The organism is Pseudomonas protegens, assembly GCF_013407925.2.
In the GTDB taxonomy this organism is placed as follows: domain Bacteria; phylum Pseudomonadota; class Gammaproteobacteria; order Pseudomonadales; family Pseudomonadaceae; genus Aquipseudomonas; species Aquipseudomonas fluorescens_AP.
This window is the reverse complement of record NZ_CP060201.1, coordinates 2,377,953-2,404,203: the sequence shown is the minus strand read 5'-3', so window position 1 is coordinate 2,404,203 and position 26,251 is coordinate 2,377,953. Positions and strand designations below refer to the sequence as shown.

At 60.1% G+C, this 26,251-nt stretch carries 25 protein-coding genes; 13 read left to right on the top strand and 12 right to left on the bottom strand.

The features are described from left to right. Positions 1-108 precede the first annotated feature (108 nt). Positions 109-438 (top strand): hypothetical protein, encoded by a 330-nt coding sequence (locus tag GGI48_RS11220; RefSeq protein WP_179598334.1) that lies wholly within the window; start codon positions 109-111, stop codon positions 436-438. A 90-nt stretch (positions 439-528) separates the two neighbouring features. Here GGI48_RS11220 and GGI48_RS11215 read toward each other — a convergent pair whose 3' ends face one another. Then, a complete protein-coding gene (locus GGI48_RS11215; RefSeq protein ID WP_179598332.1) occupies positions 529-1,599 on the bottom strand; it encodes a ParA family protein in 1,071 nt (356 codons plus the stop codon). A gap of 89 nt (positions 1,600-1,688) precedes the next feature. Here GGI48_RS11215 and GGI48_RS11210 point away from each other — a divergent pair, with 89 nt between their 5' ends. The 6 genes from GGI48_RS11210 to GGI48_RS31445 all read left to right on the top strand — a co-directional run bounded on the left by GGI48_RS11210 (position 1,689) and on the right by GGI48_RS31445 (position 8,507). Next, positions 1,689-2,252 carry a Bro-N domain-containing protein gene (locus tag GGI48_RS11210; RefSeq protein ID WP_179598330.1) on the top strand — a complete coding sequence of 188 codons (564 nt, stop codon included), beginning with the start codon at positions 1,689-1,691 and terminating at the stop codon, positions 2,250-2,252. A gap of 59 nt (positions 2,253-2,311) precedes the next feature. Continuing rightward, on the top strand, positions 2,312-2,815 hold the full coding sequence (locus GGI48_RS31450; RefSeq protein ID WP_179598328.1) for an HNH endonuclease: 504 nt from the start codon (positions 2,312-2,314) through the stop codon (positions 2,813-2,815). Between the two features lie 53 nt (positions 2,816-2,868). Beyond that, positions 2,869-3,309 (top strand): phage protein Gp13 family protein, encoded by a 441-nt coding sequence (locus GGI48_RS11200; RefSeq protein ID WP_179598327.1) that lies wholly within the window; start codon positions 2,869-2,871, stop codon positions 3,307-3,309. A gap of 52 nt (positions 3,310-3,361) precedes the next feature. Further along, positions 3,362-3,916 (top strand): hypothetical protein, encoded by a 555-nt coding sequence (locus tag GGI48_RS11195; protein WP_218872809.1) that lies wholly within the window; start codon positions 3,362-3,364, stop codon positions 3,914-3,916. Positions 3,917-4,060: 144 nt separating this feature from the next. Further along, on the top strand, positions 4,061-8,101 hold the full coding sequence (locus GGI48_RS11190) for a transglycosylase SLT domain-containing protein (RefSeq protein ID WP_179598323.1): 4,041 nt from the start codon (positions 4,061-4,063) through the stop codon (positions 8,099-8,101). A gap of 232 nt (positions 8,102-8,333) precedes the next feature. Then, positions 8,334-8,507 carry a gp19.5 family protein gene (locus GGI48_RS31445; protein WP_221302624.1) on the top strand — a complete coding sequence of 58 codons (174 nt, stop codon included), beginning with the start codon at positions 8,334-8,336 and terminating at the stop codon, positions 8,505-8,507. 32 nt (positions 8,508-8,539) lie between these two features. Here GGI48_RS31445 and GGI48_RS11185 read toward each other — a convergent pair whose 3' ends face one another. Together GGI48_RS11185 and GGI48_RS11180 are read right to left on the bottom strand one after the other, a co-directional pair. After that, positions 8,540-9,313 carry an MltR family transcriptional regulator gene (locus GGI48_RS11185; protein ID WP_218872810.1) on the bottom strand — a complete coding sequence of 258 codons (774 nt, stop codon included), beginning with the start codon at positions 9,311-9,313 and terminating at the stop codon, positions 8,540-8,542. A gap of 287 nt (positions 9,314-9,600) precedes the next feature. Further along, positions 9,601-10,551, bottom strand: coding sequence for a LysR family transcriptional regulator (locus GGI48_RS11180; RefSeq protein ID WP_179598320.1), 951 nt, complete (start codon positions 10,549-10,551; stop codon positions 9,601-9,603). A gap of 148 nt (positions 10,552-10,699) precedes the next feature. Here GGI48_RS11180 and GGI48_RS11175 point away from each other — a divergent pair, with 148 nt between their 5' ends. Then, positions 10,700-12,226, top strand: coding sequence for a CoA-acylating methylmalonate-semialdehyde dehydrogenase (locus GGI48_RS11175; RefSeq protein WP_016965435.1), 1,527 nt, complete (start codon positions 10,700-10,702; stop codon positions 12,224-12,226). Positions 12,227-12,236: 10 nt separating this feature from the next. Continuing rightward, positions 12,237-13,124 (top strand): 3-hydroxyisobutyrate dehydrogenase, encoded by an 888-nt coding sequence (mmsB, locus tag GGI48_RS11170; RefSeq protein WP_047301578.1) that lies wholly within the window; start codon positions 12,237-12,239, stop codon positions 13,122-13,124. A 151-nt stretch (positions 13,125-13,275) separates the two neighbouring features. On the opposite strand, the gene GGI48_RS11165 is transcribed toward mmsB, so the two are convergent. From GGI48_RS11165 to GGI48_RS11155, 3 genes are all read right to left on the bottom strand, one after another. Continuing rightward, positions 13,276-13,794 carry an RES family NAD+ phosphorylase gene (locus GGI48_RS11165; protein WP_179598318.1) on the bottom strand — a complete coding sequence of 173 codons (519 nt, stop codon included), beginning with the start codon at positions 13,792-13,794 and terminating at the stop codon, positions 13,276-13,278. After that, entirely contained in the window at positions 13,791-14,276 is a 486-nt protein-coding gene (locus GGI48_RS11160) for an antitoxin Xre/MbcA/ParS toxin-binding domain-containing protein (RefSeq protein WP_103742427.1), read from the bottom strand. The genes GGI48_RS11165 and GGI48_RS11160 overlap by 4 nt, the downstream gene beginning before the upstream one ends. A 125-nt stretch (positions 14,277-14,401) precedes the next feature. Then, positions 14,402-14,746: a cupin domain-containing protein gene (locus GGI48_RS11155; RefSeq protein ID WP_016965439.1), complete on the bottom strand. Its 345-nt coding sequence runs from the start codon at positions 14,744-14,746 to the stop codon at positions 14,402-14,404. A gap of 296 nt (positions 14,747-15,042) precedes the next feature. On the opposite strand from GGI48_RS11155, the gene kynB reads away from it, so the two are divergent. The 3 genes from kynB to GGI48_RS11140 all read left to right on the top strand — a co-directional run bounded on the left by kynB (position 15,043) and on the right by GGI48_RS11140 (position 18,459). Continuing rightward, positions 15,043-15,684 carry an arylformamidase gene (gene kynB / locus GGI48_RS11150; protein ID WP_016965440.1) on the top strand — a complete coding sequence of 214 codons (642 nt, stop codon included), beginning with the start codon at positions 15,043-15,045 and terminating at the stop codon, positions 15,682-15,684. 106 nt (positions 15,685-15,790) lie between these two features. Further along, the gene (kynA, locus tag GGI48_RS11145; protein ID WP_016965441.1) at positions 15,791-16,642 is read left to right on the top strand and encodes a tryptophan 2,3-dioxygenase; all 852 of its coding nucleotides are present in this window, start codon (positions 15,791-15,793) and stop codon (positions 16,640-16,642) included. Between the two features lie 317 nt (positions 16,643-16,959). Next, on the top strand, positions 16,960-18,459 hold the full coding sequence (locus GGI48_RS11140; RefSeq protein ID WP_179598316.1) for a PLP-dependent aminotransferase family protein: 1,500 nt from the start codon (positions 16,960-16,962) through the stop codon (positions 18,457-18,459). A 14-nt stretch (positions 18,460-18,473) separates the two neighbouring features. Here GGI48_RS11140 and GGI48_RS11135 read toward each other — a convergent pair whose 3' ends face one another. The 5 genes from GGI48_RS11135 to antA form a co-directional block, all read right to left on the bottom strand. Then, positions 18,474-19,682 carry a benzoate/H(+) symporter BenE family transporter gene (locus GGI48_RS11135; protein ID WP_179598314.1) on the bottom strand — a complete coding sequence of 403 codons (1,209 nt, stop codon included), beginning with the start codon at positions 19,680-19,682 and terminating at the stop codon, positions 18,474-18,476. A gap of 182 nt (positions 19,683-19,864) precedes the next feature. Continuing rightward, positions 19,865-21,265, bottom strand: a complete 1,401-nt coding sequence (locus tag GGI48_RS11130; RefSeq protein WP_016964421.1) for an amino acid permease — start codon at positions 21,263-21,265, stop codon at positions 19,865-19,867. Positions 21,266-21,344: 79 nt separating this feature from the next. Beyond that, complete coding sequence (gene antC / locus GGI48_RS11125) at positions 21,345-22,367, bottom strand: anthranilate 1,2-dioxygenase electron transfer component AntC (protein ID WP_179598312.1); 1,023 nt, start codon at positions 22,365-22,367, stop codon at positions 21,345-21,347. Positions 22,368-22,385: 18 nt separating this feature from the next. Further along, entirely contained in the window at positions 22,386-22,877 is a 492-nt protein-coding gene (gene antB, locus GGI48_RS11120) for an anthranilate 1,2-dioxygenase small subunit (RefSeq protein WP_179598310.1), read from the bottom strand. A gap of 2 nt (positions 22,878-22,879) precedes the next feature. Next, positions 22,880-24,268: an anthranilate 1,2-dioxygenase large subunit gene (gene antA, locus GGI48_RS11115; protein WP_016964418.1), complete on the bottom strand. Its 1,389-nt coding sequence runs from the start codon at positions 24,266-24,268 to the stop codon at positions 22,880-22,882. A 338-nt stretch (positions 24,269-24,606) separates the two neighbouring features. On the opposite strand from antA, the gene GGI48_RS11110 reads away from it, so the two are divergent. After that, a complete protein-coding gene (locus tag GGI48_RS11110; protein ID WP_016964417.1) occupies positions 24,607-25,620 on the top strand; it encodes an AraC family transcriptional regulator in 1,014 nt (337 codons plus the stop codon). A gap of 6 nt (positions 25,621-25,626) precedes the next feature. Here the strand turns inward: GGI48_RS11110 and GGI48_RS11105 are convergent, their stop codons facing one another. Then, positions 25,627-26,100, bottom strand: a complete 474-nt coding sequence (locus tag GGI48_RS11105; RefSeq protein WP_016964416.1) for an Lrp/AsnC family transcriptional regulator — start codon at positions 26,098-26,100, stop codon at positions 25,627-25,629. Between the last annotated feature and the right edge of the window lie 151 nt (positions 26,101-26,251).

Below are 26,251 nucleotides of genomic sequence, written 5' to 3'. Positions count from 1 at the left end.
GTTGCACCTGCGTGCAGGTAGTTGCAGCTATGTGAGTAAGAGTTGTTGACATGTGTGGGCAGGGTTCGTATACCTTGGCAGTACTCATTTGCCTATAGGTTTATCGTTATGCCGCGCCCTCGCTTTGTAATTGATAGTCTTGCTATTGCCAACGCTACTCCTAAACGCCGTCACGTGGACCTCAGAGCAAGTCTTACCGCTGCCCTGAATGAATTTGTTGAGCTTGGAATATTTCAATGTGAAGAAAGAGTGGAGGGGTTGTCTATATGGAAATTTACAGATGGAACTATCGTGGCCCAAGAAGACTTTTACGAAGATGCGGTGAATCGTAGATTTATATTTACTCAGTTGACAAAAGATGCTGCGTTGGGGGTGATATTACGAGCTCGTCATGCGGGGGATCGTGCAGCAATTGCTAAGGCAATTATTAGATATTAGTAAGGGGTATTACTGTTGTAAGCCTCATCGCTATTCTTAATTTAATTTTGCGATGAGGCTGTGCATGTCTGATTTTTACCGGGTGTTTAGTTAAATCATTGCCATTAAACTATCTACGGCTCTTTGGCATTCTGCGACCCTCTCACTATTAACTTGAATGCTATGTCCATGAACTAAGTGGTATCCGCCGTTCAACTGGGAAAGAGGACGCCCTAAGTGCGCGGCGACGACGCCGGCTGTATTGAAGTCGCGGAGGGCTACAGAGTAAGTTTGGCGGAAGTCATTGATGTTTGTTGGATGAAAACCCTTGTTGGTGAAGTACGAGGGGGTAGAGCAGTAAGCGTGGAATAAAGTGTCCGCCGTAGCATCTGAAAGTGCGCTGAACGCACCCGCTGCGCCCTCGTATTGAGTTAGTCGATTTCCGACAATGACGTGAATTTGTGGAATAATCATTCCATAGCTGGCTGCTTTTGCAGCATAAGTCCATGATCCGTAAATTGGATGTGGTGGCACTTGTCCATGCAGCAATATGAAGAGCGCGTTTGTTGCTACGCGCGACGAGTCGTCAGCATTGACAGGAACTATAAGTTTGTCACCGGCTGATATAGCCAGTTCAGTATATATTGAAAAGCTCGGATTGGTGTCGATAAATACTGTGATGTCATTATTTGGGAATTGTGAAGCAAATGACCCTATCATCTCCCTGAAAATCTGATGTACCCATTTCCAAGGTTGCATGGTTGGAGTTAACGACGGGGCATTTGCTGCGCCAGTAACAGCCGGTGCCATTGGCTCTAAATTGCCGTCACCGCACATAAGGAGAAGGTTTTCAGGTATTGCAGGGTTTACGCTGCTAATCTGAGATATAAATTTAAGTGGGTCTGGTAAAGCCGCGCCAGCACCGTTTGCAATTACGGTGCTTAAGTATCCTACTACTGTTTGTGGTGTGGGTAAGGTGCAAAGACTTAGCACGTGATGCTCGCCTATCGTCCCGCCTCCCAATAACATCATGCTTGAATTTGATTGTGGGCACAAATCTACGACAAGAACTTTTTTGTCTGGATTTAGCTCTGCGTATCGAGTTGCCGCATGAAAGGTTATAGTGCTTTTTCCTACCCCGCCTTTGTTGTTCCAGATGGCGTATCTATCAATTTTTTGCATATCTATTTCCCTGTGATAATGCCAGTGTAAGAATTTTATTTTTTAATATCAGAAAAATGCTTCTATTGCGACTCCTTTGTGGCGCGTGAGTGCAATTTGAGAAGCGCAACTTCATGGGCGTAGAGCTGGACGTACTGACCGGCCATCCTGAACACGAGCTGCTTTTTGTAGCTACTCAGGTGGCCCGTGCGGCTGGCCTGAAGGACCCGCATAACCAAGTGTCCCTGGTCGCGGAAAAACTGGCGGGATACCGCGTGGTGTCTCTTGGGGAAATTCCAAGGGACGGGCGAGTGATCAAGTCCAACTCTTGGATGTTTACCGAGGGAGCGGTCTACCAGATGCTCCTACGGGGACACGCTCCGGCCTCTGAGCCATTCCGCAAGTGGGGCACTGAGGAAGTCCTCCCGACCATCCGCAAGACCGGGAAGTACAACGCCGAGGACTCCACCAACCCAATCGCACAGAGCCTCATGGACGAACTGAAGACCCTTAGAGGCGGCGTTGCGGAACTCAAAGCCCTCCTTATAGGGATGAACTTTACACGGCCCTTAAATTCCATGGCGCCGCCAAATCCGCACATTGGGACCGAGGCCACAACGGTTCCTTTCCATTATCAGAAGGCCCTCGGACGGGAGCTAATGGACCTTGCTTGATGCGGGAGCGTGCCAAAAGTCCTCACTATTAGGAACAGCTAATCAGTAGGAGGAAAAGCATGAAAGCATCCCCGATGCCTCCCTTGGAGGACCTTCAAAAATTCTACGTAATTGACTCAGCGTCTCCCTCAGGGATCACTCGTATCAAAGCCGCAAGGGGGCGTAATGCACGAGTAGGTCCAGTGATATCAATCGGATCAGACGGCTACTACAGAATGAAGTTTCGAGGGATACACTATAGATGCCATCGCGTGATTTATTTTATGGCAAAAGAAAATGACCCCGGGGACTTGGTTGTTGATCATATCGATGGGGATCGGCTAAATAATAAAGTAGACAATCTACGAGCCTGTACCCAAGCTCAGAATATGTGCAACACAAAAGTGCGCCAGAATAAGAAGGGATTGCCGAAAGGGATTCGCAAGCTGTCGGAAAAAGTGTATCAGGCTCAGCTCTCAATCAATGGGGAGGTTCATGTATCAGTTTTCGAAAATATAAGAGCGGCTATTAATTATTCGAAGTGTCTCCGGGCAAGGTATCACGGAGAGTTTGCGCGCCCCTGAAGCATGTTGTTGACTGTCTTGGGGTATGGTTTTTAATAAATTCATGGAGGCATATGTTCAAAGTAAAGGCAACGCAGGGTGACTTGCTTGAAGCTGCGAAGAATCTTTCTCGTGGTGATCTTAAGGAGTTTCATTCACTTCAATCAGGAAGGGACCCTCTCGACGTTTTTCCGAGCTATCTTGACGAAACTACTAATGTCATTAAGTCTGGGGGAGTAGTTTTGGCTGTCGGTGGACACGCCAAAGGTGCAATCTGGTTTGTGACGACCAATGTTGTGGATAGCCTTTCAGTGGCCGAGCGATTTCGGTTTTATAGGATTCTTAAAGATCATTTGAAGTCTATCCAAACCGATACAAAGGGGCTTGTTCTAACGAACGTTGTTTCGCTTGAGAATCGTGCCCATATTCGGCTATTACGGTCTCTTGGTGCGACCTTCCATTCTGATTATGTGCTGAGTCCAGCAGGGTTTAAATTTCGTCAATTTTGGCTATAGGAGTTAATTTAAAATGTGCGGACCACTTGTAATCCCGATGGTAATGGCAGCAATGGCTGCGAGTAGTGCCGCTATGGGGGCATCTGAACAGGCAAAGGCTAAAGGCGCTGCAACCGATGCTCAGCGAAAGAACCAGCAAGAAATCATCAAGGCAGCAAACGCCGCAGATGCGGATTCAAAGCTTGAGACCGTGGATAAGGCCGACGAGGCCCGGCGCCAGTTGACCGAAGTGAACCTTCAAGCGTTGCGCAACAAGGGGACCATTAACGCCGCAATTGGCGAGGCGGGTTTCTCTGGGAACTCAGCGGATCGACTACGCCGCTCGGTGGATAACGAAGCTTCAGCCGAGAAAATGAACATCCTCGACAACTACGAGCGCGACTATGCGGCCCTCTTTCAGAACCGTATCGGCGCCGCTGAGAACGCTCGTTCGGCTGTTCGTGGCGGTGGTGGTCAGGGGATGAAGATCAACAACGTAGCCAACGCGCTAAACATTGCTTCGGCTGGCTTCGGCGGGTACGCCGCAGGGGAAAGCTTATCGGCTTCTAAGGCTCCTCAGGGGGCAGGTACTGCAAAAGGAGCTGGATCGCAGGGCAAGCCTAAATAAGATAAATCAGTACCTTCCTTCCTCTCTCTGCATTCCTCCAGATCCATTCCTATCTACTTAGCTGGCCCAAACTGGTCGGTTTTTGTGTGCGTGTGGATTAGCTGCAAGAGGTGCCCGCAAACAGTAAATAACTAAAGGAGACCTATGAACACTAAAGATGAATATGCCCAGGTACTGGCAAACGGCACCCCTTATGACGGTCTAATCCGCCAAGAGGCAGACCGCCAAGGCGTCCCCTATGAGTACGCCCATAAGCTGATCTTCAACGAGTCCCGGTTCCAACCCCGAGCCAAGAGTAAAAACGGTCCGCTGGGCCTCGGTCAGTTCACAGAGGCGACTGGTAAGGCTTACGGCCTTATGACCCCTGAGGACCGTATGGACCCTAATAAGGCAGTCCCTGCGGTGCTTCGGGCTATCAAGGACCTGTCCAGCGCTTACGGCGGGGACCTTCTCAAAGCTGGCCTTGCGTACAACCAAGGGAACGGTCGGTTAGGCCGCCCACAGCTCGAAGCCCTGGACCGTGGGGACTTCTCCAAGATCTCCCCCGAGGGTCAGAACTACATGCGCAACTTGCTGGACGTGTCCGGCGATAGCCCTTCACGCAAATACTTCGATGCCTTGGAGGTGACCGACCCAGGTATTCACCCAAAGGCTAAGGCTGTGTCCTTTGAGGAGGCCACCAGAGGAACCACAGCCACCAATCCGATACACGTAGGGGAGGGCTTGCCGGACCTCGGCGCAATGGGCCTCAAGGGTGGCGAAGCTCCCCAGACTCAACAGGACTTCATTACCCTCTCTAACCGTATCGGCAAGCCCGAGCGCGGTATTTTTGATGGCACCTGGGAGGCCACCAAGGCATCCGTCGCAACCTCTCCCGTGCCCTCCATTGCTCGCTATGTGACTCAGGAAGACGTTGATCCGCTTGAGTGGGTTAAACCACAGGATACGTCCGCATGGGGTCGGGAGGACTTCGAGAACATCGCCAAGGAAGGTGTTGACCCTCAGTATTTCAGCTTCATCGTTGATTATTCCAAGGGCAAGCGCGAGAACCTCCCCCAGGCTATCGCTATGGCTCTCGAAAACATGGCATACGACCGCCGTATCTCCCAGACAGGGGCCGGTGCGCAAATCGTTGGCGGACTGATCTCCGCAGGCGTGGACCCTATGACCTATGCGCCCATTCCGGGTACTGGCGGGGCTCGCTTGGTCTCTCGCGCTGCACAAGGGGCAATGTACGGTGCTGCTGGTGCTGTGGCCTCTGAGGGGCTCCGTGAGATGGCTACGGGAATCGACGGGCACTATTCAACGGCAATCGTTGGAGGCGCTCTGTTCGGCGCTGGGGCATCTGCATTGTTCGATCGGGCAGCAGCAAGGGCGGTGCCTCAACGGGTAGACATGGACGACGCACAGCTGGCAAAGATTCTTGAGCTTCACGGAGAATCGGCCTTGCCTAATGAGTTGATCCCACTTCACCCCGATATGATGCCGGACGGGAACGACTACTTCCCGACAGCTACCCGCCTGGAGGCCCGAGAGACTGCCAGACAGACAGGCCAAGAAGACCCGAGCCGTTTCCCTTGGCAGCCTGGGGAGGAGCCCCAAGAAGCCTTTGGGGTCCCCTACGTCGATCATCCGAACGAGCCGGGAGCTGTACGCCTTCAAGACGGTTCGATCCTTTCGGCCAACAACCCGTTAAACCCCAGGACTCTTCAAGAGGCGGCTCAGTACATGCCCAGTGAGCGAGCCGCTAAAGGGGGCTCTATGGGAGGTTTTACCGAGATCGGCTACACGCTGTTGCGCTCTGAGAATGAAGCTGTTCGGGATATTGGCGGACAGTTGTTTCGATCTCCAACAGGGGCCCAATCAGGTTCCAACGGGAGGTTTGGGGCCACCGCTTCGGACATCATTGAGCGCATCCAGGGCGGGGACCATCTGACCTACAACAAGATGTCGGAACAGCTCTTAGAGGCCATCAAAGACCCCCAGTACGCTATGGGGTCAGGAGGTCGTCAAGCCGCTATGGACTTGGTGCAACGCCGGGTAGCTGAAGCCATTGAAGACCAGACAGGCCGCAAGTGGTCTCAGCTCAGCCGCAAGGAACAAGCCTACGGGGAAACAGTGCGTGGGCATTACGACAGAAAGGCGGACATGCTGGAATTCCCGAGCCAGTTCGGCAACCACAGGGCAACCGCGATTCTCCCAGAGACCCGACACGCGGGCTCCTATATCCCTAACGTCTACTCGACCGCCTCCAAGGCCCTGCATATTCAGCGCTTCGGTGATGAAGAGGGGCTTCAGACTGCAATCAAGGATAGCTGGCTGGCTTCCTACCAAAGCCGCCCTCATGTGAAGGCCCGAGTGGACAGGTTCCTTACGGAGCAAGCGGCCAGGGAAGGGCGCACCTTGGACGCGGCACAGTTGGAAGCAGCAGTTCACAAGTACGCCAACGATAAAGCCTACGGCATCGCGAAGACCGACGACCTAATGAGTCCAAACCTCTACGACAACGCGGACGGCTTGACGGGTGCTGAGAACAACAACTTCCTTGAGGGCCGTCACCTGTTCGATTCAGACCTGTCCATTACGATGGCTGACGGTGCAGACTTTGCGGTCAATGACCTGCGGGAGTTTGATCTTTCCAGACTGACCCCAAGCTATGACCGGCGTGTTAATGGCGATATCGGGATCATGGGGGCAACCGGCCAGACCACCGAGGCACTCAAGGAGCAAATCCGAGCGATCAACACCAAGAGCCCCTTGGAGCGCAAAGCTCTGGAGGACTCCCTAAACATTCTCACAGGTCGGGCCCGGAGAGATCCCGAGGGGGCCCTGGCGACAGCTTCACGGGCCCTCACGGACATGAGTTTCTTCGCAAAGAACGCCTACATGGGCGTGCAGTCCATCACAGAGGTTGCCGGTATGGTCACTAAAGGGCATACCCGAATGCTCCTCAACGGTGTGCCGCTCCTACGCGATATCGTGAATTATGGGTCAGCTATTAAGCCTAAGGATCTCGCTGAGCTGCATTCGTTGGTGTTTGGCCGTGAACTGGACAACTCCATACGGCCACGGCGGACTGACATCGTGAACCGCTTGAGAGATCAGGCGCAGGTATCTCCATTGACGGCCCAGGTGGTCGGGTCATTGAAGTACGCCACAGGTGAGCTATCGGCGTGGTCCCCGTTCACCAAGTTCCTAACGGAGTCCTCTAACTACATCATGGATGCGGGCCGTTCGGGCGTCTTATCGGACCTTGTCAATCATGTACTGACCGGGAAGCCTTCGCGGCTCTTTGAGCCTGAGCGTCTTCGCTCCATGTCGATCACCCCGGAGCAATTCGAGGGGATCAAGGCGGTTATCTCTCAGCACATCACAAAGAAGCGGGGAGGGGGCTACAAGATCACCGACAAGGAAGCCTTCCAGCGTGACCCTCGGGTTATGGACTTGTGGCGGATGGGGGACAAGATTGCCGATGAAGCAATTCTTCGACCACATAAGTTCTCGTCGGTCGATACGGAGTCCTACGGTGCAGGCATCAAGCTCGCTATGCAGTTCAAGAACTTCACGATGCGCTCGGTTAACTCCAGGCTGGTCCGAGGGTTCCATGATGCGACGAAGAACGGGCGGTACATTGATCAGACGATGCAGGCCGTTTTGTCCTCAGGACTGGCTCTGTCCATTTATGCAGCCATGAAATACACCCAGGCGGCGGGGATGCCAAAGGACCAGCGCGAGAAGTTCCTTAAGGCTTCTCTTGATGAAAAGATGCTTGCCTATGCCGCGCTGTCCCGTAGCTCTCACATTGGCGCCCCGTTGGGCCTGCTGAACATCGTAGCGGCTCCTTTCGGATTCGATCAGGGGGCTATGGTGCGCTCGTCGATCTTGCCTCGTGGGCCCAAGGAGAAGCCCCAGGACGGAGCTATGAAGTACTCCGCAACCAAGTCAGACGACTTTACGGGGTTCCTTGGCCGTGTTGCCGAACAGGTGCCCGCAATGGGCGTCTTAGCGAGCGGCTATCAGGTTGGATACAACGCTTTCGGGGCTGCTGGTACAGATTCCCGTAGAGCTGACCAGGAGTACATGACCGGGGTCTTTAACGGGCTCCGGGGGCTTGTGCCTAATGATCCAATCTCTCAGAAGCTCCTGTTGATGATCATGGAATCTCAGGGCGTAGAGATTCGCTAAGCAGCCAACCATTCACGTCAACTTTTGGGTCCGAAAGGGCCCTTTATTTCGTCTGTTGGTTGCTTTTTGACCACCCTGGAGGCCTTGCAGGTCGGGGCCTCCAAAAGAACTCACTATTAGGATAGGGGCGTAAAGATACTCCTCTTAAAGACCATCTTTAAGACCCTCAGAGGTTGGTGATTAATGCTGATAAGCATCACCTCCCAAGGGGCATACATAGGAGCATCTTGGAATGAAGGAAAGACTTAAGGCCGTTTGGCCAACCCTTCGGCTCCCGCTGACCCACCGTGTCACCTATCGATTTCTTGGTCTGCTCGTTGTGGCTCTCGGAGTCAGTCAAGGTGCTGCACTGTCAGAAGCCCTTGGGGATGTCCTTTGCGTTTTACTCGGTGGCTGTGACGAGTGAGACATTAGCCGTAATATTTGAACGTTGGCGTATCACGACGTTAACTGAGCAACCCGCTGATTCAGTTGGCTAATGAGAGCAGCAGCCTCTTGATGGGATGCTTTATGCACGGGCTGCCTGTTAATAACGCCCAGTCTGTCAGCCCAGACCTGTAGCCTTGAAATGTAGAACAGGCGCTCATCGTCTTTAGCGGTCAAAAGATTTTTCTCCACGGCGTCGATTTCGGCTTTTGCTGTTTCGAGCTGTTGGGGGCCGTCTTCGCCTTTTATACCGATTATCAGCTCACTCCCAATTAGCTTAGCCGATCGCTGTTCCTCAAAGACTCTGTTGGTGATCACCTGTAGTTCAAGGAGGAGCGCGGGTAGCGCACTGCGTAATTTCAGAAGGGGAGTGGTCGGGTACACATCATCCATGCTGCTGAAGTGGATCGCTTTAACGTGCCCTGCGACAGATGGGGCATCAAGGCTGATAGGTTTCCAAGTGTGCGAAAAGGAGTTTCTGATTTTCCGCAGGTGCTCAAGATCATTGAATTGACCCTTCGTTATTAGGCCGAGAGCGTAGGTCGCCTTTATACGTGAGGAAAAGGTTCCAAGGGGGGCGTTGAAACCTGCAAGCAATTGATGAGACGCATCATGTGGTAAAAAAAATGCGCCCAGTAAGCTTCCCAACGTGTCTTCTGCAAATGCAGCGACTGTAAGGATTAATGCGCGCGCGTCCAGCTCTGAGAGAGACGCATTCATTTCGTTGTAGTCTGAAAAAACGTCAGGTTGATCGGTTTCGTTCCTTCTTCGACTGACTTTTATCATCTCGTTCCTGAGCGCGCGGCGTTTGGATCAAGCATAGCCTGATGATAGGCCTTTGAGAATCTGACAGAAAAATCTGAATGACCACCTCAACCCTTGAGCCCGCCCAGGTCCCCCCGTGGGGGCTCTCCTGGGGTCCTTATCGCGTGTATACGCGCCTCTGTAAGTTGGTTGTTCAGGTTGATTGGAGACCTTTCGGGGCGTCACAAGTCGTGTACTAATTCCTGTCACAAATCACTGGCGAAGACTCCCTGACCTCGTTAGGATCTTCCCACCTGAGTCCTTGCAAACTACGGCGCGGCGAACAGCATGCTGCGGCTTTCCCCCATGAGCAGAGGGCGATTCTGCTCCGTCACTTCGCGGATGTAATCCCACAACAGGGTGATCCGCTTCAACTTCCTGAGATCCTCCCGGCAGTACATCCAGAATTGCCGGGTCAGGTTGATCTCCTTGGGCAGCACTGGCAGCAGCCGCGGGTCCTGGGCCGCCAGGAAGCACGGCAGGATCGCCAGCGAGCGGCCCTGCTGCGCCGCCACGTACTGGGCGATGACGCTGGTGCTGCGCAGGTTGGCGCTGGCCCCGGGCACCACATTGGCCAGGTACAGCAGCTCGGAACTGAACGCCAGGTCATCCACATAGCTGATGAATTGATGCTCCCCCAGGTCGCTCGGGCGGCGGATCGGCGGGTGGCGGTCGAGGTATTCCTGGGTGGCGTACAACTGCAGGCGGTAGTCGCACAGCTTGCAGCACACGTAGGGGCCGTGTTCCGGGCGCTCCAGGGCGATGACGATGTCCGCCTCGCGCTTGGACAGGCTGATGAAGTGCGGCAGCGGCAGGATATCCACCGAGATCGCCGGGTAGGCATCGAGGAAATGGCTCAACTGCGGGGTGACGAAGAAGCTGCCGAAGCCTTCGGTGCAGCCCATGCGCACATGCCCGGACAACGCCACCCCGGAGCCCGAAACCTGCTCGCAGGCCATGTGCAGGGTGCTCTCGATCGACTCGGCATACCCCAACAGGCGCTGGCCCTCGGCGGTCAGAACAAAACCGTTGGTGCGGGACTTTTCGAACAGCAGGGTGCCCAGGGCGGTTTCCAGCGAACCGATGCGCCGCGACACCGTGGTGTAGTCCACCGCCAGGCGCTTGGCCGCGCTGCTGGCCTTGCGGGTGCGCGCCACTTCGAGGAAAAACTTCAGGTCGTCCCAGTTCAGGGTGCTTAGCGAGGTGATGTTTTTTTGCATGTTGGACCGGATTTTATGTGCGTTCTTATTAGGAATTTGCACATCTATACTCCAAAAACCGTCCGACACCAACTCGTGACAGCCCCTCTTTCAAGGCGCTTGCCCGCCTTGGTTCCCTGCATAAGAACTCAAGAAGTCAGGAGACCCCATGAACGCATCCCTCAAGCCCGACGGCACCACCCTGCAACAGGTCAAATTGCTGATCGACGGTGAATGGGTCCAGTCCCAGAGCCAGGAATGGCATGACATCGTCAACCCGGCGACCCAGGAAGTGCTGGCCAAGGTGCCCTTTGCCACGGCCGCTGAAGTCGACGCCGCGATCGCCGCCGCCCAGCGTGCCTTCCAGACCTGGAAACTGACCCCGATCGGCGCGCGGATGCGCATCATGCTCAAGCTCCAGGCCTTGATCCGTGAGCATTCCAAACGCATTGCCGCAGTCCTCAGCGCCGAACAGGGCAAGACCCTCGCCGACGCCGAGGGCGACATCTTCCGCGGCCTGGAAGTGGTGGAACATGCCTGCTCCATCGGCACCCTGCAGATGGGCGAATTCGCCGAGAACGTTGCCGGCGGCGTGGACACCTACACCCTGCGCCAGCCGATCGGCGTGTGCGCCGGGATCACCCCGTTCAACTTCCCGGCGATGATCCCGCTGTGGATGTTCCCGATGGCCATCGCCTGCGGCAACACCTTCGTCCTCAAGCCGTCCGAGCAGGACCCGCTGTCCACCATGCTGCTGGTGGAGCTGGCGGTGGAAGCCGGTGTCCCGGCCGGCGTGCTCAACGTGGTGCACGGTGGCAAGGACGTGGTGGATGCGCTGTGCACCCACAAGGACATCAAGGCCGTGTCCTTCGTCGGTTCGACCGCGGTCGGCACCCACGTCTATGACCTGGCGGGCAAGCACGGCAAGCGCGTGCAATCGATGATGGGCGCCAAGAACCACGCCGTGGTGCTGCCCGACGCCAACCGCGAACAGACCCTCAATGCCCTGGTGGGCGCCGGCTTCGGCGCGGCCGGTCAGCGGTGCATGGCCACCTCGGTGGTGGTGCTGGTGGGCGCGGCGAAACAATGGCTGCCGGACCTCAAGGCCCTGGCGCAGAAGCTCAAGGTCAACGCCGGCAGCGAGCCGGGCACCGATGTCGGCCCGGTGGTGTCCAAGCGCGCCAAGGCGCGGATTCTGGAGTTGATCGAAAGCGGCGTGAAAGAAGGCGCCAAGCTGGAGCTCGATGGCCGCGACATCCAGGTCCCGGGCTACGAGCAAGGCAACTTCATCGGTCCGACCCTGTTCTCCGGGGTAACCACCGACATGCAGATCTACACCCAGGAAATCTTCGGCCCGGTGCTGGTGGTGCTGGAGGTCGACACCCTGGATCAGGCCATCGCCCTGGTCAACGCCAACCCCTTCGGCAACGGCACTGGCCTGTTCACCCAGAGCGGCGCGGCGGCGCGCAAGTTCCAGAGCGAAATCGACGTCGGCCAGGTCGGCATCAACATCCCGATTCCGGTGCCGGTGCCGTTCTTCAGCTTCACCGGCTCCCGCGGCTCCAAGCTCGGCGACCTGGGCCCTTACGGCAAGCAAGTGGTGCAGTTCTACACTCAGACCAAGACCGTCACCGCCCGCTGGTTCGACGACGACAGCGTCAACGACGGTGTGAACACCACCATCAGCCTGCGTTGAGGAGCCTGACATGAACATTGCATTTATCGGCCTGGGCAACATGGGCGCGCCCATGGCCCGCAACCTGATCAAGGCTGGCCACCAGTTGAACCTGTTCGACCTCAACCAGAGCGTGCTGGCGGAGCTGGCGCAATTGGGCGGGCGCATCAGTGCCTCGCCCAAGGCCGCCGCCGAAGGCGCCGAACTGGTGATCAGCATGCTCCCCGCAGCGGCCCATGTGCGCAGTGTGTGGCTGGGTGAAGACGGGGTGCTGGCGGGAATCGCCAGCGGCGTGCCGGCAGTGGACTGCAGCACCATCGACCCGCAGACCGCTCGTGAAGTGGCCGCTGTGGCTGCCAAGCAAGGCGTGGCCATGGCCGATGCGCCGGTGTCCGGCGGCACCGGTGGCGCCCAGGCCGGCACCCTGACCTTCATGGTCGGCGCCAGCGCCGAGCTGTTCGCCACCCTGCAACCGGTGCTGGCGCAGATGGGGCGCAACATCGTGCATTGCGGCGAAGTAGGCACCGGGCAGATCGCCAAGATCTGCAACAACCTGCTGCTGGGCATCTCGATGATCGGCGTCAGCGAAGCCATGGCCCTGGGCGATGCCCTGGGCATCGACACCCAGGTGCTGGCGGGGATCATCAACAGCTCCACCGGCCGTTGCTGGAGTTCCGATACCTACAACCCCTGGCCGGGGGTGATTGAAACCGCCCCGGCATCCCGCGGCTACACCGGCGGCTTTGGTGCCGAGCTGATGCTCAAGGACCTGGGGCTGGCCACCGAGGCCGCGCGCCAGGCGCATCAGCCGGTGGTGCTCGGCGCCGTGGCCCAGCAGCTGTACCAGGCCATGAGCCTGCGCGGGGAAGGGGGCAAGGACTTCTCGGCCATCGTCAACAGCTACCGCAAGCCGCAGTAAGGCAAAGATTGTGTAGCCGCTGCCGCAGGCTGCGAACGGCCCGAAGGGCCGCAGCGATTCCGAGTCTGGCGAAGCTTGGTATTGAACGCAGCCCCTTCAGCCGGGGCGTTTGCGGGGACCTGCGTCGGGCAGGTTCCCGCTTTTTTTCGCCTCAGTTCGGGCGGCCGGCCATGCTGCGCGGGGGAGGGTTGAGACGGGTGTCGAGGCCGAAGCGTTCCTGGATCACCACCTGGTACAGCCCTTTGGCCAGCAACGGATTGATCAGCATGTTCCAGCTGTGGCGCGACACCGAGGAAGGCACCAGCACGAACGGATGCTCGGCCAGCAACTGGTCGGCAAACTTCTGCTGACCGGCGCTGGGAATGCCCGGCACCAGCCAGTTGGGATTGGGAATGCTGTGCTCATCGATCCGGTAGATGGCCGACGGGTCCTGGATCAGGGCGCCGGTGAGCACATGGGGCACGTTGTCCAGGGCGGCAAAGCCCTTGTGCACCGCCACTTCGAGAATCGCCGTGGCCGGATCGGCGCTGCCGTACACGGCCTTGACCCCTTTGGAGTTCCAGCGACCGCCGCACAGCTCGGCGCCGATGCCACTGTCCCAGCTGTCGGCGTGGCGGGCGGCGTCCAGTCGCCAGAAGTGAATCGCACTGCTGCCGGGCGCACTGATCACTGATAGACCCCGTATTCCAGGCGGGTGAGGAACTCGTCCACCAGTTCGAAGCCGATGGGGTTGGTCAGCAGGTCCACCGGTTTGTGGCCATCGAGGCCCATCACCGGCTTGGCCATCCACTCCTGGGCCTCTTCACTGCTGCCGAAGATCTCCTGGGCCTTGGCCAGCACCTGGGCAAAACGCACCGCGCGGGCGCTCTGCTCCGGGTTCAGGGGCTCGTCCGGGGTTTTCAGGCGGCGGTGCAGGGTGCGTTCGGAGAGGCCGATGATCTTGGCCAGGACCTGTTCGTCCTTGAGCATGGGCACCGAGGAGACGAACTTGATGATCGCCGTCAGCGGGATGCCTTCCTCGGTCAGGCGATAGATCGAGATGCGGTCGTCAAAGCGTGCCCGGCCACCCAGGAGGATGTCCGAAGACTGTTCTTTCAATACCAGCTTGCCCCGCCGCTTGGGGGACAGGCCGGTGTCTGTCAGCGCAACCATGAGTGCTGCTCCTGCCTTTGCCATTTGGCAGGGATTATATAGACATTTGGCGGGGTGCGTTGAGTTGAATGGTCGCCGTGGCCAAGGAGCCCGGATTGCGCGGGCTCCTGGCGGGTGTGCAGGGGTCAGGCGAAGACGAAGTACTTGCGCACGGTTTCCAGCACTTCCCAGGTGCCTTTCATTCCGGGTTCCACCACGAAGATATCGCCGGCACGCAGGTGGATGGGATCGCGGCCGTCCGGGGTGATCACGCAGTAGCCTTCCTGGAAATGGCAGTACTCCCACTTTTCATAGGCCACTCGCCACTTGCCTGGGGTGCAGATCCAGGTGCCCATGATCTTGCTGCCGTCCTCGCTGGTGTAGGCGTTGAGGTTGACGGTGTGCGGATCGCCTTCGAGTTTTTCCCACTTGCAGGCGTCGAGAACGGGCAGCGGATGGGTATCGCGCAGAACGGTGATGGGTTGCGACATGCTGTGCTCCTAGCGGGCAGAGAACTGAAGACGCACCCTATAGCGCCTGGCATGGCGCGGGATGTCTGTTCTCGACCTCGGGGTATCCAGAAGCGCTACCGTCCTCTGCGGTGGCTGTCGCGCGGGTTGCTGCCGGTGCGGCCCGAAAGGGGCTGAAGGGGTTGCAAGATTCGGTTGGCGAAGCTCGCTTTATTAGCAGGATTTGCGAAATATCTGACGAGAGCCGAGTTATTTCGCAAGAAACTTCAGTGGTATCGCTCGTATCATTCAGTCCGGAGTGACCGAGAGCCGCACGAATGGAAAAGACACCACGCTGGTGGGATATCAGCCCGCCCTTGAGTACCGCGACCCCGACCTGGCCGGGAGATACACCCTTCCAGGAGGAGCGCGTCTGGCAGTTCGGGCCCGAGTGCCCGGTGAATGTCGGGCGGGTGACCCTGTCGCCCCACACCGGCGCCCATGTCGATGCGCCCCTGCATTACCGGCCGGACGGCCTGCCCATCGGCGACGTGCCGCTGGATGTCTACATGGGCCCGTGCCGGGTCCTGCATTGCCTGGGCAGCGGCGTCCTGGTGCAGCCCGAAGCCTTGCTTGGGCGCCTGGACAACGTGCCTGCGCGAGTCTTGCTGCGCACTTATCCACAGGCGCCACTGAGCACCTGGGATCCGGACTTCACCGCCGTCGCCCCGGCCACCGTCGAGCTGCTGGCGAGCCTTGGCGTGCGCCTGATCGGCATCGACACCCCGTCCCTCGACCCGCAGCAGTCCAAGACCATGGAGGCCCACAACGCCGTGGCTCGCCACGGCATGGCGATCCTTGAGGGGATAGTCCTGGATGAGGTGGCCGAAGGTGACTACGAACTGATTGCCCTGCCACTGCGCTTCGCTCACCTGGACGCCAGTCCGGTGCGGGCGATCCTGCGCCCCCTGGCCGATTGATTCCTACAATAAATACACAGCTGGCCGCCCGCGCCGTTGTGCGCCCCGAGTCCGGGGTGCGCAGCCTGCGGGCGGCAACCGCTGCCTGAGGCGAGGAGCCCACGCCATGAGCCAATGTCCTTTTTCAAGCAACCCACCGGATGAATGGCATAACGCCGAGCTGAATTTCTCCGACTCCATGAGCTACGGCGACTACCTGGACCTGGGGCGCATCCTCAGTGCCCAGCACCCGCTGTCGCCGGACCACAACGAGATGCTGTTCATCATCCAGCACCAGACCTCGGAGCTGTGGATGAAGCTGATGCTGCACGAGCTCAAGGCCGCCCGCGAGCAGGTGCGCCAGGGCCAGCTGCCACCGGCGTTCAAGATGCTGGCGCGGGTCTCGCGGATCTTCGACCAACTGGTGCACGCCTGGGCCGTGCTGGCGACCATGACGCCGTCCGAGTACAAGTCGATCCGCCCGTACCTGGGCCAGTCCTCGGGCTTCCAGTCGTTCCAGTACCGGGAAATCGAATTCATCCTCGGCAACAAGAGCGCGGCCCTGCTGCGGCCCCACGCCCATCGCCCCGAGCTGCTGCAATCCCTGGAGGAGTCGATTGCCACCCCGTCGATGTATGACGAGGCGATCGCCCTGATGGCCCGCAGCGGCTTGAGCATCGACCCCGCGCGCCTGGCGTTGCAGAGCACCACCACGACCCAGCATGACCCGTCGGTGGAGGCCGCCTGGCGCGAGGTATACGCCAACCCTTCGGCCTATTGGGACCTGTATCAGTTGGCGGAAAAGTTCATCGACCTGGAGGACTCGTTCCGCCAGTGGCGCTTCCGCCACGTGACCACCGTGGAGCGCATCATCGGCTTCCAGCCCGGCACCGGCGGCACCGAAGGCGTCGGCTATTTGCGCAAGATGCTCGACACCGTGCTGTTCCCTGAACTGTGGCGGGTGCGCTCCTCGCTCTGATCGCCCTGTTCACTTAACAAAAAACGGCGCGTCCTCATCTTGGGGCCGCGCCGTTTTTATTGGGCTTGTCCATTGCCCTGTGGCGAGGGAGCTTGCTCCCGCTGGGGTGCGCAGCGCCCCCACCCACGGCCTGTGAAGGTCCTAAGGCATCCCGCGCCAGCAGGCTTTGCGATTGCTGCGCAATCGAACGGGAGCAAGCTCCCTCGCCACATTTTTCGTTCGCCGGCAGCGAAGGTTGCAACAGCTGACGCGAGGGCCGCTGTGCAGCTAAAGTGGTCGCCCCTTGTGCGCCACTTTCATTTGAACAGGCAGACCACATGTCCCGGACCTTCGAGCTTGAAACCCTCAAGATGCGCCTCAGCGACCCTGAGTTCCGCCCGCTGGACCTGCACCAGCGCATTCAGCGGGCCTTGCGTGGCCTGATCCTCGATGGCGCCCTGTGGCCTGGGGTCAAGCTGCCGGCCAGTCGGGCCCTGGCCAAGTCGCTGGCAGTCTCCCGGGACACCGTGGAAAACGCCTATGTGCAGTTGCAGCGCGACGGATTTATCCAGCGTCGCGAGGGCTCGGGGAGTTATGTGTGTGAAACCATCGGCGCCCAGCTGCGCGGCTCGGCCCGCCGCCGCCAGCAGTTGCAGGGCCAGCCGGGGAAGAGTCGAGCGCCCGGTGCGGGCTTGAGCCGGCGTGGCGCGCTGCTGCTGCAAAGGGGCGGCGTCAGCGATCAGCAGGCCGTCACCGCCTTTGCCACCGGGCTGCCGGAAACCCGCAGCTTCCCGCTGGATGTCTGGGAGCGCCTGCAACGCCAGGCCTCGAAGGATTACCGCGCCAATGTACTGCTGCATGGCGATCCCCAGGGCGCGCTGCCCCTGCGCAAGGCGATTGCCGCCTACCTGAACCTGGAACGCGGAGCCAAGGTGCAGGCCGAGCAGGTCCTGGTGCTGAGCAGTACCCGCCAGGCGCTGTTTCTGTGCGCGCAACTGCTGGTGGACGCCGGTAAGCCGATCCTGTTGGAGAACCCGGGCTACTTCGGCGCGCGCAAGGCATTCGAGGCCGCCGAGGCGCGGATCGTGCCCATCGATGTCGACAGCCAGGGCATTCGCACCGACTTGCTGCGCGCCGACCGCAGTGGCGCCCGCTGTGTCTATGTGACGCCGTCCCATCAGTACCCCACGGGCGCGACCCTGTCCCTGGAGCGCCGGCTGGAGTTGACCCGCTGGGCCGCCGAGCAGGAGAAGTGGATCATCGAGGACGACTACGACAGCGAGTTCCACTACGACGGTTTGCCCACCGCCTGTGTCCAGGGCCTGGACCCGTATCAGCGCACCCTTTACATCGGCACCTTCAGCAAGACCCTCTATCCGGGCCTGCGCATGGGCTACATGGCCCTGCCCAGCGAGCTGGTGAGCGCCTTCAGCGCGGCCCGCAGCATCATGGACGGGCACACGCCGCAGATCCTTCAGCTGACCCTGGCGCGGTTCATGGAGGAGGGGCACTACAACGCCCATGTGCGGGCCATGCGCAAGCTCTACGCCGAGCGTCGGCAAGCCATGCTCGATGCCATAGGCCGGCATTTGCAGGGCATTGCCGTGGCCTTGCCGCCACCGGGCGGGTTGCAGATTCCTTGCCTGCTGGAGCCCGGCTGGAGCGAAGCCTTGACCCAGCAACGAGCCGCCAGGGTCGGCATCCAGTTACCAGGGCTCAGCCGGCTGTATGCCGGGGAGCACAAGCAGCCAGGCTGGTTGCTGGGCTACGCCTCGCTCAGCGCCCATGAAATCGAAACGACCATGGCGCGCCTGGCCCAGGCCCTGCGAAAGTCCTAGCCAGGCGCTGGTCTTCAGGGTTTGACGGCAGGGGCGGTCAACAGAGTGGCCCGGCCATGGATCAGCAGGTGCGCGGTCAAGCCGGCCACCAGCCCCCAGAAGGCACCGCCGACCCCGAGCAGGGTGACGTTGGCCGCGGTGGCGAGGAAGGTGATCAGCGCAGTTTCCCGGGTCGCCGCGTCGGCCATGGCATTGGCCAGGCTGCCGCCGATGGCCCCCAATAGCGCCAGGCCCGCCAGTGTGCTGACAAAGGTCTTGGGCAGCACCATGAACAGGCTGGCCAGGGTTACGCCGAAGGTGCCCACGAGGATGTAGAAAAGCCCGCAGGCAATACCGGCGATGTAGCGTTTTTTCGGGTCAGGATGGGCGTCCTTGCCGGTACAGATCGCCGCGGTAATCGCCGCCACGTTGAAGGCGTGGGCGCCGAACGGTGCCATCAGCAGCGAACCCAGCCCGGTGACCGTGAGCAGCGGGTTGGCGCTGGTGCTGTAGCCGTCATTGCGCAACACCAGCATGCCGGGCATGTACTGGCCGGTGAGGGTGATGACGAACAGCGGCAGCGCCACTCCGAGCAAGGCCTGCAGGGAGAACTGCGGCGCGGTGAATACCGGCACCGCCAGGCTCAAGTGCACTGCAGAAAAGTCGATCCGCTGCTGAGCGATGAGCAGCCCCAGGCCGATGACCAGGATGCCCACCACGGCAAAGCGCGAAGTGAAACGCCGCAGCAAGGCGTAGGCCACCAGCAGCACGATCACCAGCAGCGGATCGGCGCTGGCGCCGCCAAAGGCATTGATCCCGAACTGCAACAGAATGCCCGCCAGCAGGCCGGCGGCAATGCCCTTGGGGATCATCCGCACCAGTTTGTCGAAGGCCCCGGAGCCGCCGAGGATGATGAACCCCAGGGCCGAGATCAGGTAGGCGCCGATCACCTCGGCGTAGGGCGTGAACGGCATCACCGTGGCCAGAAAGGCCGCGCCGGGGGTGGACCAGGCCGTGATGATCGGCGCCTTGTAACGCAGGCTCAGCCACAGCCCGGTCAGGCCGACACCGACCGACACCGCCCAGACCCAGGACGCGGTCTGGGCCGCTGACAGCCGCGCCAGCTCGGCGGCCTGGAACACCAGGACAAAGGTCCCGCCGTAGTTCACCAGCACTGAAATCAGCGCCGCCACGGTGGGCGAGAAAACATCGGTCCAGCGCAGGCTTGTCGCCGTTCTGTTCATCAGCCGCTCTCCATCCAGAAACAGGCTCCCAGGCTCAGGTGCCGGGAGGGAGTCGATTCTAGGAAGAAAGCGGACTGTTATTTCAGGCCACATTGACCAGTGTTGGCAGACCGCTTGACGGCCGTCGACAAAAAAGCCCGGCCTTGATTCAGGCCGGGCTTCGGGGGCTGCAAGCGCGTGGCTTAGTGCAGGGCGGGCTGCCCGGCCTTGCGTGCATGACTCAAGCGGTAGAAGCCCCAGATCACCAGGACCCACACCGGAATCGCATACACCGAGGCGCGGATGCCCGGGATCATCCACATCACGCCGACGATCATCAGCATGAACGCCAGGCACAGGTAGTTGCTCAATGGCGACCAGAAGGCCTTGAACGACGGCACCACGTTTTGCTCGGCCATGGCCTTGCGAAAGCGCAGGTGGGTCAGGCTGATCAGTGCCCAGTTGATCATCAGCGCAGCCACCACCAGGGCGAACAGCAACTCCAGCGCTTCATGGGGCGCCAGGTAGTTGACCAGTACGCAGAGCAGGGTGATGAGGGCGGAGATGCCCAGGGCCAGGATCGGCACGCCCTGCTTGTTGAGCTTCATCAGCGCCTTGGGTGCGTCGCCTTGTTCGGCCAGGCCGAAGAGCATGCGGCTGTTGCAGTACACGCCGCTGTTGTACACCGACAGCGCCGCGGTCAGGACCACGAAGTTGAGGATCTGCGCCGCCGCATCACTGCCGATCAGCGAGAAGATCTTCACGAAGGGGCTGCTGCTGTAGGCGTCGCCGCCGGCGTTCAGGCTCACCAGCAGTTCGTCCCACGGGTACAGCGACAGCAGCACCGCCAGGGCGCCGACGTAGAAGATCAGCACCCGGTACACCACCTGGTTGATGGCCTTGGGAATCACTTTGCGCGGCTCGGCGGCTTCGGCAGCGGTGATGCCTACCAGTTCCAGGCCGCCGAAGGAGAACATGATGAAGGCCATGGCCATCAGCAGGCCGGTGCCGCCGTTGGGGAAGAAACCGCCGTGGGACCAGAGGTTGCTCACCGACGCCTGGCTGCCGCCGCTGCCGCTGAACAGCATGTAGCAGCCGAGGACGATCATGCCGACGATGGCCACCACCTTGATGATGGCGAACCAGAACTCGGCCTCGCCGAAGAACTTCACGTTCATCATGTTGATCAGGTTGACCAGTACGAAGAACACCGCCGCACTGACCCAGGTGGGGATTTCCGGCCACCAGAACTGCACGTACTTGCCCACCGCGGTGAGCTCGGCCATGCCCACCAGGACATACAGCACCCAGTAGTTCCAGCCGGCGAGAAAGCCGAAATAGCCGCCCCAGTACTTGTGGGCGAAGTGGCTGAAGGAGCCGGCCACCGGCTCCTCGACGATCATTTCCCCCAACTGGCGCATGATCAGGAAGGCAATGAACCCGGCAATCGCATAGCCGAGGATCATCGAGGGGCCGGCGGACTTGAGTACCCCGGCCGAGCCGAGGAAGAGTCCGGTGCCGATCGCCCCGCCCAGGGCGATCAACTGAATATGGCGATTCTTCAAGCCACGCTTGAGTTCACCTTGTTGCAAGGTTTGATCCACTAATGTGCGCTCTCTTCTAGTTGTTATCAGGACCGATCCCAGGGTGAACGGGACCGATCGCGGCTCAATGCTGACGGGATCAGATATTACTCTCGGTGAACCGCTCGTAATACAGCTGAACGCGGTTAAGTTGCTGTTCTTGCAGCCAGATTCGGATCGAATCGACCATCGGTGGCGGTCCGCAGACATACAAGTCGGTGTCGTTGTCCCGCAGTTCGCTGCTGTCGAAGTGTTCAGTGATGTAGCCGCGCTTGCCCGACCAGTCCGGGTCGGGGTCGCTGATCACCGGGGTGAAGCGGAACCCCGGCAGGCGCTGGCCCAGGGCCTGGATGCGCTCCACTTCGCACAGATCGGCACTCTGGCGCACGCCGTAATACAGGTGCACCGGTTGCTGGCAGCCCTGCTCGACGATCTGTTCGAGCATCGCCAGCAGCGCCGACAGCCCGGTGCCGCCGGCCACCAGCAGCAGCGGCCGGCTGATCTGGCGCAGATAGAAGGCCCCCAGCGGCGCCTCCAGCTCGATGCTGTCGCCCACCAGGCAACGCTCGCGAATGTAGTTGCTCATCACCCCGTCGGGCAGCAGGCGGATCAGGAACAGCAACTGGTTGTCCGCCCCCGGCCGGTTGGCGAAGGAGTAGGCGCGGCTGCTGTCGGTGCCGGGAATCCGCAGGCGCGCGTACTGGCCGGGGAGAAACTCCAGCGGCGCCTCGCTGCTGCCCAGGTCCAGGTGCAGGATCGCGGTGCTGTCCGACACCTGGCGCACGTCGATCACCGAGCCGGTGCGCCGCAGCGGATCGGCGCTGTGGCACAGGCTGGAATCGAAGTCGAAGTAGAACGCCGCGTCCGACTGCACCCGGGTCTGGCAGGTGAGCATCTTGCGTTGCTCCAGGTCCTGGGGCGAGAGGGCTTCCTCGTCCACATAGTCCTGGCTGTACAGGCCCGACTCGCAACGGCCCTGGCAGGTGCCGCAGACTCCTTCGCGGCAGTCCAGGGGGATCTTGATGCCGTTGCGCAGGGCGGCGTCGAGCAGTATTTCATTGGCCTTGACCGGGAAGAACAGGGTCTTGCCGTCGGCAAAGCTGAACGCGACCTTGTGCGTCATGAAGAGATGTCCGTGGAGTCAGAGGTGGTAGAAGTCGAGCACCGAGTTGATCGTGTCGTTGAGCAGCAGCACGTGCTTGCGCTGGATCAGCCAACTGTCGCCATGGGGCTTGAGGTCGTAGGTGGCGTGACCGTAGAAGTCCTCGGAGGTGGCCAGGCGGTAGAACAGCGTGTGCCAGTTCAGGCGCACCTGCAGCAGCCCGTTGTCGCCCTCGGCGATGCGCAGGTTGCTGACCATGTGCAGGGTGCGCGGCATGGGAATGGTCGAGGCCGCCTTGCCGGTGCGCAGGCGGAACACCCGGTCTTCCAGCCCCGAACGGTTGGCGTAGTAGATCAGCGACATCTCGCGTTTCGGGTCCCGGGTGTAGACGTGTTCCGAGTCCCATTGCGGCAGGTGGAACTCGCTGTCCACGGCGAACAGCTGCAGGTAGGCGTCCCAGTCCTGGCCGTCGCAGAGTTCGCACTTGCGATAGAAGAATTGCTCGATCTGGTACTGCAATTGCGCATTCATGTTCATACCTCACGCAGTTTCAGGGACTGGCGCTGCAGGCCGTCGAGGAGGAATTTCTGCCAGTTGCGGTGCTGGTTGACGTACAGCCCCTCGTGGGTGATCTCGGTGCCGGTCATGGCCGGCTGGATGCCCAGGTTCTCGCTGTTGGCGGTGGGGCCGGTGGCCCAGCGGTGATGGCCGCGCGAGACATCGCTCCAGCGCTCCAGGCGCCCTTGGAAGCCGCGCTGGGCCTCGCGGAACTCCACCAGGTCGTCCGGCGTGCCCATGCCCGAGACGTTGAAGAAATCCTCGAACTGGCGGATGCGGTTTTCCCGGTCGGCGTCGCTCTCGCCCTTGACCCCGATGCACTGGCTGATGATCTCGGTCTTGTTCCAGGCGATGGGGCGGATGATCCGCAGCTGGGAGCTGATCTGGTCGAGGAAGAACAGGCTGGGGTAGATGTTCAGGTTGCGCAGGCGGTGCATCATCCACTCGGCCTTGGCCTGGCCGTGCTCCTGTACCAGGCGCGGCATGATGCTGGCGTAGCCGGAACGCACCGCCGGGTTGGGCATCTCGCTGAACAGCACGCTGTGGCCGTTCTCGAAGGCGAACCAGCCGTCGTCGGTGCTGGCGTCGCCGGCGCCGAGCTTGCTGTAGTCCAGGGTGGCGCTGCTGCCGGTGCCGTTGTCACGGTTGACCTGCTGGCGGTGCTGCACCGTGGCCACGTAGTTGTAGTGCACGGTGCTGACGTGATAACCGTCCAGGCCGTTCTCGTTCTGCAGCTTCCAGTTGCCGTCGTAGGTGTAGGCGGACTTGCCCGGCAGCACCTCCAGCTCACCGTTGGGCGACTGGGCGACCATCATGTCGAAGAAAATCCGCGCATCGCCGAGGAAGTCTTCCAGGCTGTTGTCGGCGGCCACGTCCAGGCTGATGAAGACAAAGCCCTTGTAGCTGTCGATGCGGGCCTTTTTAAGGCCGCGGGTGGCCTTGTCGAAGCCTTCGTCGTATTCCCCCGGCGCCTTGACCTTCACCAGGCGCCCGTCGCTCTTGTAGCACCAGGCGTGGAACGGGCAGGTGAAGGTCGACTGGTTGCCCTTGCCGACCCGGGTCAGGGTGGTGCCGCGGTGCTGGCAGGCGTTGATCAGGGCATTGAGCCGGCCCTCGCCGTCGCGGGTGATGATCATCGGCTGGCGCCCGGCGCGCATAGTGATGAAGTCGTGGTTGTTGGGCAGTTCGCTTTCGTGACAGGCGTAGATCCAGTTCTTCTCGAAGATCAGTTCCATCTCCAGATCGAACAGCTCGGGTTCGGTGAACATCTCCCGGGCGATCCGGAACACCCCGTCCGCGGGGCGGAAATCCAGGCAGCCGTGGATGAAGTCTTGCCACTGCTCGACGCTTCTTGCACCACTCATGAGTCGGTACCTTTTTTATTCAGGTCAATCGGGTGCAGTCATTAGAGAGAGTGCGGGGCGCCGGTGGCTATCCGCTTAGTCGGCCAAGGCCATCCATAAAATTGCCTGGGTAGTTGCGACCCACCTTTGCGCGAATCGGCGATCGACGGCTGCATCCCGGGGCGCCGATCGGCTACTGTGAGCCCAGCCGGATGAGGACGATGGGGTCGGGTTATCCACTTAGTGGGCGATTGCTATCCACTGGGTTGGCAGCGTTGCCGGCTGGCGCAAAACTTGCCCTGTCACACAAGACGCGCCGTCAGAGCGCGCTGAATAACAATTGCCGTGGGTGCGCCGTGATGAATAGCAAGGCTGATGGGCTGTTTCGCGAGATTCGTATCGATCGCTATGACCTCGAAGGGGCCAGGAGCTGGATGTCGGGTATCTGTGGACCGCACCGCCTGGAAACCGCGACCCCCGAGCGGATCCGTTTTCACCACAGTGCCAACGTGCTCAGGTCGCGCTCCACGACCCTGGGCATCATCGAGTACGGCACCGATGTGATCGTCGATATCGAGGACACCGAGCGCTTCAGCAGCTACAGCCTGAGCCTGCCCCTGTGCGGCGAACAGGAACTGAGCAAGGACGGTCGGCTGCTGCGTTCGGACCCTGACCAGGGGGTGATCATTGCCCCCAACGAAAGCCAGGTGCTGGCCATCTCCGGCGACTGTCGCAAGCTGCAGGTGGTGATTTCCCGGCCGGCCATGAGCGAAGCCCTGGAGGCCCTGCTGCAACGCCCGGTGGAGCAGCCGCTGCGCTTCGAAGCGGCGATGGACGCGCGCCAGGGGGCCACCGCGGCCTGGTGGCGCATGGCCCAGCACTTTATCGGCGAACTGACCCAGGGCAACGAGCTCTATGAACAGCTGGCCTTTACCCGGGAAATCGAAAGCTCGCTGATCAAGGGCCTGATCCTGGCCCAGCCCAACAACTATTCCAGCGAGCTGCGGGCGATGCTCGGGGTCAAGCTGCCGCACTACCTGGTGCGAGCCCGCCAGTACCTGCACGAGCATGCCCGTGAAGCGGTGCACCTGGAGGACCTGGAAGCCGCCGCCGGGGTCTCGCGCTTCAAGCTGTTCGAGGCCTTTCGCAAATACTTCGCCCTGTCGCCCATGGCCTATCTCAAGCGCCATCGGCTCAACGGCGTGCGCCAGGAAATTCTCGAACACGGCGCGGCGCGCAATATCTCCGAGATCGCCCTGGGCTGGGGTTTCACTCACCTGGGGCGTTTTTCCGCCGAGTACCGCAAGCTGTTCGACGAGGCGCCCAGCGCCACCGCGCAGCGCCATCCGGCACGGCGCCCGGTGGGTTTCTAGGGCGGACTACTTGCGCAGCACCAGGTCCAGCAGACCGTCCTGCTCCTTGATCTTCTGCAGGACGATTTCCGAGCGGATGTCGGTGACCCCCGACGCGCGGTTCAGGTGATTGACGATGAAATCCGAGAAGTGCTTGAGGTTGCGCGCCTGCACCCGCAGCACGTAGTTGCTGGCGCCGGTGATCACGTAGGCGGCCACCACTTCCGGCCATTGCTGGACCTTGCCGATAAACGTCTCGTGCCAGCCTTCGACGTCCTGGCGCAGGGACACGTGGACGATGGCTTCCAGTTCGATCCCCAGGCGCTCGGCATTGAGCTGGGCGCGGTAGCCGCTGATGATCCCGTCGCCTTCGAGCATGCGCAGGCGGCGCAGGCAGGCCGAGGGCGAGAGGGCGACTTTCTCCGCCAGTTCCTGGTTGCTGATACGTCCATCCTGTTGCAGGAAGTAGAGGATGCGCAGGTCGGTGGAGTCGAGGGTCATGGCTGGCATAAATCCGCGTTTTTTATTGAAGGATTAGAATTTTATTCGAGATTAGTACGGTAGCGCGCTGCACTTTGCACGAAAATTCTAGCTGGCTTCGTCCATTATTTCTTGGGTTTGCGGGTCGCCCAGACCCCGTGCCCGGCCCGTG

Bases quoted from the DNA above. Each gene is read 5' to 3' on its own strand.
- GGI48_RS11220 (WP_179598334.1), top strand. From the start codon at position 109: ATGCCGCGCCCTCGCTTTGTAATTGATAGTCTTGCTATTGCCAACGCT.
- GGI48_RS11215 (WP_179598332.1), bottom strand. From the start codon at position 1,599: ATGCAAAAAATTGATAGATACGCCATCTGGAACAACAAAGGCGGGGTA.
- GGI48_RS31450 (WP_179598328.1), top strand. From the start codon at position 2,312: ATGAAAGCATCCCCGATGCCTCCCTTGGAGGACCTTCAAAAATTCTAC.
- GGI48_RS11200 (WP_179598327.1), top strand. From the start codon at position 2,869: ATGTTCAAAGTAAAGGCAACGCAGGGTGACTTGCTTGAAGCTGCGAAG.
- GGI48_RS11195 (WP_218872809.1), top strand. From the start codon at position 3,362: ATGGCTGCGAGTAGTGCCGCTATGGGGGCATCTGAACAGGCAAAGGCT.
- GGI48_RS11190 (WP_179598323.1), top strand. From the start codon at position 4,061: ATGAACACTAAAGATGAATATGCCCAGGTACTGGCAAACGGCACCCCT.
- GGI48_RS31445 (WP_221302624.1), top strand. From the start codon at position 8,334: ATGAAGGAAAGACTTAAGGCCGTTTGGCCAACCCTTCGGCTCCCGCTG.
- GGI48_RS11185 (WP_218872810.1), bottom strand. From the start codon at position 9,313: ATGATAAAAGTCAGTCGAAGAAGGAACGAAACCGATCAACCTGACGTT.
- GGI48_RS11180 (WP_179598320.1), bottom strand. From the start codon at position 10,551: ATGCAAAAAAACATCACCTCGCTAAGCACCCTGAACTGGGACGACCTG.
- GGI48_RS11175 (WP_016965435.1), top strand. From the start codon at position 10,700: ATGAACGCATCCCTCAAGCCCGACGGCACCACCCTGCAACAGGTCAAA.
- mmsB (WP_047301578.1), top strand. From the start codon at position 12,237: ATGAACATTGCATTTATCGGCCTGGGCAACATGGGCGCGCCCATGGCC.
- GGI48_RS11160 (WP_103742427.1), bottom strand. From the start codon at position 14,276: ATGGTTGCGCTGACAGACACCGGCCTGTCCCCCAAGCGGCGGGGCAAG.
- GGI48_RS11155 (WP_016965439.1), bottom strand. From the start codon at position 14,746: ATGTCGCAACCCATCACCGTTCTGCGCGATACCCATCCGCTGCCCGTT.
- kynB (WP_016965440.1), top strand. From the start codon at position 15,043: ATGGAAAAGACACCACGCTGGTGGGATATCAGCCCGCCCTTGAGTACC.
- kynA (WP_016965441.1), top strand. From the start codon at position 15,791: ATGAGCCAATGTCCTTTTTCAAGCAACCCACCGGATGAATGGCATAAC.
- GGI48_RS11140 (WP_179598316.1), top strand. From the start codon at position 16,960: ATGTCCCGGACCTTCGAGCTTGAAACCCTCAAGATGCGCCTCAGCGAC.
- GGI48_RS11135 (WP_179598314.1), bottom strand. From the start codon at position 19,682: ATGAACAGAACGGCGACAAGCCTGCGCTGGACCGATGTTTTCTCGCCC.
- antC (WP_179598312.1), bottom strand. From the start codon at position 22,367: ATGACGCACAAGGTCGCGTTCAGCTTTGCCGACGGCAAGACCCTGTTC.
- antB (WP_179598310.1), bottom strand. From the start codon at position 22,877: ATGAATGCGCAATTGCAGTACCAGATCGAGCAATTCTTCTATCGCAAG.
- antA (WP_016964418.1), bottom strand. From the start codon at position 24,268: ATGAGTGGTGCAAGAAGCGTCGAGCAGTGGCAAGACTTCATCCACGGC.
- GGI48_RS11110 (WP_016964417.1), top strand. From the start codon at position 24,607: ATGAATAGCAAGGCTGATGGGCTGTTTCGCGAGATTCGTATCGATCGC.
- GGI48_RS11105 (WP_016964416.1), bottom strand. From the start codon at position 26,100: ATGACCCTCGACTCCACCGACCTGCGCATCCTCTACTTCCTGCAACAG.